A 5,433-nucleotide genomic window follows, 5' to 3' on the forward strand; every position below is an offset into this window, starting at 1 on the left:
GCTGCGGATCATCGGCGCGGTACTGGCCGCCCTGATCGTGCTGTTCGGCACGGTGAGCGTGTGGGAGATCTCCGACCGGGCCGCGGCCGCCGACGACGTGGTGGGCCGCAGCCAGCCGCTGAGCGCGGACGCGGCGAGCATCTACCGCTCCCTGGCGGACGCCGACACGACCTCCTCCAGCGGGTTCCTGCTGGGGGCCCAGGAGCCGCGCGAGGTCCGTCAGCGGTACGAGAAGGACATCGCCAACGCCTCCAAGCTGCTGGTGAGCGCCGCCGCCAACACCGGTGGCAACGAGGACTCCCGCGAACAGATCGCCCTGCTGAGCGAGCAGCTCCCGCGCTACACCGGCCTGATCGAGCAGGCCCGGGCCACCAACCGGCAGGGCCTGCCGCTGGGCGGCGCCTACCTCCGCTACGCCAACGAACAGATGACCACCCAGCTGCTGCCCGCCGCGCAGCGGCTGTACGAGTCGGAGACCAAGCGGCTCTACACGGACCACGACGACGCCCGGTCCTGGCCGCTGGCCTCGATCGGTCTGGGCCTGCTCGCCATCGCCGCCCTGGTCGGGGTGCAACAGCGCAACTACCGGCACACCAACCGGGTCCTCAACCACGGACTGGTGGCCGCGACGGCCGCGTCGGTGGTGGTCCTGCTGTGGCTCGTCGTGGGGCACACGGTGGCGCGGTCCTCGCTGAGCGAGGCCCGGGCGGACGGCCAGGAATCGATGAAGGTGCTCAACGACGCGCGGATCGCCTCCCTCCAGGCACGGGCCGGTGAGAATCTGACCCTGATCGCGCGGGGCGCCGTCCTGGCCGAGGACAAGAAGTCCGACAAGTACGACATGGACTTCACCAACAACATGAGGCAGCTGGACGCGGGGCTCGCGACCGCGCTGCGGCTGGCCGACGACGAAGCCGGCCGGAGCCCCGTCAGCCGGGCCGTGGACGGCGTGCAGCAGTGGAAGCAGCGGCACACGGCGGCCCGGGAGGCGGACTTGAAGGGGGACTACGAGGCCGCGCTGCCCCAGGTCGTCGGGGACGAGCGGCACAAGGAGAGCAGCGGCGCCGCCTTCGACACGGTGGACGCCTCCCTGGAGCAGGCCGTCGCCCACGAGCAGCAGGAGTTCACCCGGGCGGCCCGGGACGGCATCGGTGCGCTGGGCGGTCTGGTGACGGGCGCCGCGGCCCTGGTCGTCATCGGCGCGGCAGCGGCTCTGCTCGGCATCGGGCGCAGGCTTTCGGAGTACAGGTGAGCGCGATGCGGATACGAGCGAGGCGGGCCGCCGGAGGTCACGAGAGCGGGAGCCCCGACGGCCGGGAGCCGGGCGCGGGCCCGGAGTCCGGGATCCGCCGCGCGGCACGCCGGCTGCGCGGCTGGGGCGGGGTGAGCGCGATGGCCGTCGCCTGCGCGACGACCGCCGCGGCCGTCCTGCTGCCGCTGGCGCACGCGACGCCCGACACCGGCCGGCCGGTGGTCCGCCGGCCCGCCTCGATGGCGGCGGCCCCGGCCGCGCCGTGGGTCCCCACCGACACCTGCCAGGACCCCGAGGCCAGCCTGCGCCCGTCCGACGTGGACGGGGCGACCATCGCGCGGATCAAGGCGGCGGGCAAGCTCGTCGCCGGCGTGGACCAGAACAGCTTCCGCTGGGGCTACCGCAACCAGACCCCCGAGGGCAGCCGCCTCGACGGCTTCGACATCGACCTGGTCAAGGCCATTGCCAAGGACATCCTGGGCGACGAGAACGCGGTCATCTACCGGGCCATCCCCACCAGTCAGCGCATCCCCGCCCTCCAGGCGGGGCGCGTGGACATCGTCGTTCGGACCATGACCATCAACTGCAAGCGGCTGGAGGACGTCGCCTTCTCGACGGCCTACTTCGAGGCCGGGCAGCAGGTGCTGGCACCCAAGGGCTCGCCGATCACCGGGTACGACACCTCGCTGAAGGACCGGCGGATCTGCTTCGCGGCCGGTTCCACGGCGGAGGCGGCGCTGAAGGCCCAGTCGTACGGCTCGGTGCCGGTCACGGTCGCCAACCAGCTGGACTGTCTGGTCCGGCTCCAGCTGGGCGAGGTCGACGGCATCATCACGGACAACGCCCTCGCGGCCGGCCAGGCCGCCCAGGACCCCTCGGTGCAGCTGGTGGGCTCGCCCTTCACCCGCGAGTTCTACGGCGTGGCGATGAACAAGGACGCGCCGGACCTGGTACGCCGGGTCAACAAGGTGCTGGAGGGCTACCGCGCGGGCGGCGGTGAGAGCCCGTGGATGAAGGCGTACCTCAAGCACCTGCAGCCCGTGCTGCCCGGCGTGTCCGGGCCTCCCGCACCCAAGTACCGGGACGGCTGAGGCCGGTGACGGTTTCCGACACGGGACCGGGCGCGGGGCAGGGGACGAGGACGGACACGGAGGCGGCAGCGGAAGCGGAGGCACGGTCGGTGGAGGCGGGGTCGGCAGTGATGGACCGGGACGGCGTCGACCGCGCCCTGACCCGGCTGGGCGCGGAGCACGAGGCCGTCGAGACCTCGCTGCTCGCCCTGCAGGACCACGCCGGGCGCCGGCTGCTGGAAGGCGCCGCGCTGACCGGCATCACCAAGGACCGGTGGACGGCCGCGGACGCGGACATCAGCCGGCTGTGGACGTACTTCGACGCCTACAGCGGGGCGCTGGCCGCCGCCCGGGAGGTACGGGAGCGGCGCCGCTGGCCGAACCGCGAGGACCTCATCGAGCTGACCGAGCGGCTGCGCGGGCCCGGGGTGCTCATCGCCGGGGCCGCCGCCGAGGGCGTCGCGCTGGCGGAGCGGCTCTCGCTCGCCGAGCTGGTGGCCCGGATGAACGGTCTGTACGCGCGCTCGCTGGACGTGGTGGTCGCCGCCGACGCCGTCTGGTCGGCGCTGCCCGCCCGGATCGACCTGCTCGCCGCCGAGCTGCACCGCACCCGCTCGCTGGCCCACTCGGTGGGCGTGCGGCCGGGCGAGCACGCCTCGGGCGACGACCTGGAGGACATCACCGCCGAGCTGACGGAGCTGCGCACCCAAGTGATCGCGGACCCGCTGGCGTTCTGGCTGCCGGCCACGGGCAGCTCGGCGCCGGGCGGCGGCCGTCCGGACACCGGGCGCTACGACCGGGCCGCGCTCGCGCTGGAGGACGTACGCCGCGAGGTCGAGGCCGTGCTGGACGTGCGGCAGGACGCCGAGCAGCGGCTGATCGCCCTGCGGGACGTGCTCTCGCGGGCCGACCGGACCCTGGCGGAGGCACGGACCGCGCGCGGGGAGGTGCTGGCGAAAATCGCCGCTTCCGAGGTGCCCGCGGTGAGCGGTCCGCCCACGGTGCTCCAGGAGCAGCTCGCGGCGGCGGCCGAGCACCGGCGCCAGGCCCGCTGGCACCGGCTCTCGCCGCTGCTGGAATCGCTGGAGGAGCGCGCCGAGGAGGAACTGCGGCGGGCCCGTGAATCGTTGACCGCGGTGACGGCGCCGCTGGCCGTGCGGGCCGAGCTGCGCGGGCGGCTCGACGCCTACAAGGCGAAGGTGGCCCGGCACGGAATGGCGGAGGACCCCCTGCTGATCGAGCGGTACGACACCGCCCGGCGGATGCTGTGGAGCGCGCCCTGCGACCTGCGGGCCGCCGAGCAGGCCGTCCTGCGCTACCAGCAGGCGACGGCGGAATCGCTGGTGCCGCAGCACCGGCCCGAGCAACTGCCACAGCAGGAACAGCGGCCCGACGGGCCGGGGGAGGAAGACGCATGAGCCTGATCGGAACCGCGTGCGTTCGCCCCGGCTGCCCGGGGGCGTACGAGGACATGGGTGGCGGCGAGGTCTACTGCGACACCTGCGGGCTGGCGCCGATCGGCTCGATCGCGGCGGGCGCGGACGAGCTGGTGTCGCCTCCGACGGGGATGACGAGCGCGGCCCGGGGCTCCCTGGGCTCAGGCGGCTCCCGCGGGTCGATGGGCTCGCAGGGCTCCCACGGCTCGGCGCGGTCCTCGGCCTCGGCACGGTCCTCCCGGTCCTCGTCCTCGCGCCGCTCGGTGTCCGGGCGGCTGTCGCGCTCGGTGTCGGGGACGACGTCGACCCGGTCGGTTTCGGTGCGCAGTTCGGGCTCGGCGGCCTCGGGCCGCAGCCGGCTGGGGGCCGGGCTGGTCAACGTGCCGGAAGTGCCGCGTCCGAATCCTTCGACCGCGGTCCTGGAGAACCCGGAGGTGCCGGAGCGCAAGCGGTTCTGCTCGCGCTCGGACTGCGGGGCCCCGGTGGGCCGCTCCCGGGGCGACCGGCCGGGCCGCACGGAAGGTTTCTGCACCAAGTGCGGCCACCCGTACTCCTTCGTGCCCAAGCTGCGCTCCGGTGATGTGGTGCGCGGTCAGTACGAGGTCGCGGGCTGCCTGGCGCACGGCGGTCTCGGCTGGGTGTACCTGGCGGTGGACCGGGCGGTCGCTGACCGGTGGGTGGTGCTCAAGGGCCTGCTGGACACCGGGGACCAGGACGCGATGGAGGCCGCGATCTCGGAGCGGCGCTTCCTCGCGGAGATCGAGCACTCCAACATCGTGCGGATCTACAACTTCGTGGAGCACCTGGACCAGCGGACCGGTTCGCTGGACGGGTACATCGTCATGGAGTACGTCGGCGGCAAGTCGCTGAAGGAGATCGCGAACGAGCGGCGCCGGCCGGACGGGCGGCGTGACCCGCTGCCGGTGGAGCAGGCGTGCGCGTACGGCATCGAGGCGCTGGAGGCGCTCGGCCACCTGCACAGCAGAAACCTTCTGTACTGCGACTTCAAGGTCGACAACGCGATCCAGCAGCAGGACCAGCTGAAGCTGATCGACATGGGCGCGGTACGGCGGATGGACGACGACGAGTCGGCCATCTACGGCACGGTGGGCTACCAGGCGCCGGAGGTCGCGGAGCTGGGCCCCTCGGTCGCCTCCGACCTCTACACGGTGGCGCGGACGCTGGCCGTGCTGACCTTCGACTTCCAGGGCTACACCAATGTGTTCGTGGATTCGCTGCCGGATCCGGAGCACATCGAGGTGTTCCGGCGGTACGAGTCCTTCTACCGGCTGCTGGTGCGGGCGACCGACCCGGACCCGGGGCGGCGGTTCGCGTCCGCGCAGGAGATGGCGGACCAGCTGACGGGCGTGCTGCGGGAGGTGGTCGCGCTCCAGACGGGTCGGCCGCGGCCGCAGCTGTCGACCCTCTTCGGCCCGGAACTGCGCGTTCCGGACATCCGGCTGTTCTCCGACGCGGCCGACCCCGTCGTCTCCCTGCTGGGCTACCGGCCGATCGCGCCCCGGCGGGGCGGCGGGCTGTTCGGGCTCGCCGGCCGCGGCCGGGCAGCGGCCGGATCGCACGCGCCCGGCGGCACCGCCGTGGCCGGGGCGGCGGCCGCCGGGGCGCTCGGCCCCCACGGCCTCGCCCACAGCGGCGGGGCCCCGCCCGGGGGCCC

Annotated in this window: 5 protein-coding genes; 4 read left to right on the forward strand and 1 reads right to left on the reverse strand. The window is 73.8% G+C overall.

Annotated elements, in window-relative coordinates:
* Nucleotide 1: 1 nt before the first annotated feature.
* The 3 genes from ACWGE1_RS39880 (at nt 2) to ACWGE1_RS39890 (ending at nt 3,740) form a co-directional block, all read left to right on the forward strand.
* On the forward strand, nt 2–1,252 hold the full coding sequence (locus tag ACWGE1_RS39880; RefSeq protein ID WP_453425366.1) for a hypothetical protein: 1,251 nt from the start codon (nt 2–4) through the stop codon (nt 1,250–1,252).
* Nucleotides 1,253–1,257: 5 nt separating this feature from the next.
* The gene (locus ACWGE1_RS39885; RefSeq protein WP_453425367.1) at nt 1,258–2,343 is read left to right on the forward strand and encodes a glutamate ABC transporter substrate-binding protein; all 1,086 of its coding nucleotides are present in this window, start codon (nt 1,258–1,260) and stop codon (nt 2,341–2,343) included.
* Between the two features lie 110 nt (nt 2,344–2,453).
* Complete coding sequence (locus ACWGE1_RS39890; protein WP_453425368.1) at nt 2,454–3,740, forward strand: hypothetical protein; 1,287 nt, start codon at nt 2,454–2,456, stop codon at nt 3,738–3,740.
* Between the two features lie 70 nt (nt 3,741–3,810).
* Here the strand turns inward: ACWGE1_RS39890 and ACWGE1_RS39895 are convergent, their stop codons facing one another.
* A complete protein-coding gene (locus ACWGE1_RS39895) occupies nt 3,811–4,137 on the reverse strand; it encodes a hypothetical protein (RefSeq protein ID WP_453425369.1) in 327 nt (108 codons plus the stop codon).
* Between the two features lie 10 nt (nt 4,138–4,147).
* On the opposite strand from ACWGE1_RS39895, the gene ACWGE1_RS39900 reads away from it, so the two are divergent.
* Nucleotides 4,148–5,433 (forward strand): protein kinase domain-containing protein (locus ACWGE1_RS39900; protein ID WP_453425370.1); only part of this gene is annotated, 1,286 nt, incomplete at its 3' end.

Source organism: Streptomyces sp. NPDC054932, assembly GCF_053610205.1.

What these genes read in the sequence shown, in the direction of transcription:
- ACWGE1_RS39885 (WP_453425367.1), top strand. Translation starts at nt 1,258, where the DNA reads ATGCGGATACGAGCGAGGCGGGCCGCCGGAGGTCACGAGAGCGGGAGC.
- ACWGE1_RS39890 (WP_453425368.1), top strand. Translation starts at nt 2,454, where the DNA reads ATGGACCGGGACGGCGTCGACCGCGCCCTGACCCGGCTGGGCGCGGAG.